This window comes from Stenotrophomonas sp. PS02289, from assembly GCF_029960115.1.
Classification (GTDB): Bacteria; Pseudomonadota; Gammaproteobacteria; order Xanthomonadales; family Xanthomonadaceae; genus Stenotrophomonas.
The window spans coordinates 1-413 of the sequence record NZ_JASCOZ010000363.1; the positions used below are offsets into that span (position 1 = coordinate 1).

Here is a 413-nt window from a genome sequence, read left to right on the forward strand (position 1 = left end):
GCCGTATCCGCGACACCGACTACGCCAAGGAAACCGCTGAACTGACCCGCACGCAGATCCTGCAGCAGGCCGGTACCGCGATGCTGGCCCAGGCCAACCAGTCGCCGTCCAGCGTGATGAGCCTGCTTCAGGGCTGATCCCCTGCTTCAGGTGTAAAGCGAAAAACCCGGCTCCGGCCGGGTTTTTTTGTTGGCTCTGTTTTTGTCGGCAATCGACGGGTTACGGGTCGCCGGGCGTTGCCCGGCTGCTGTTGGTTCTAGGCGAACAGCCGGCGGTCATCGGCTCTCTGGGTTGGCGGCTCGGGATGGGCGTTCCGGGGGACGCTGCAAGTACGTCCATGTAAGCTCGGTCGCCGCATCCATGCGGCTCACGCCCCCTCCAGCCCACCCCGACCCGCCACGACAGTGTGTCGG

At 65.1% G+C, this 413-nt stretch carries 1 protein-coding gene; it reads left to right on the top strand.

Annotated features, from left to right (window positions below):
• A partial coding sequence (locus tag QMX83_RS21615) for a flagellin (protein WP_282298639.1) occupies positions 1-137 on the top strand: 137 nt, incomplete at its 5' end.
• Between the last annotated feature and the right edge of the window lie 276 nt (positions 138-413).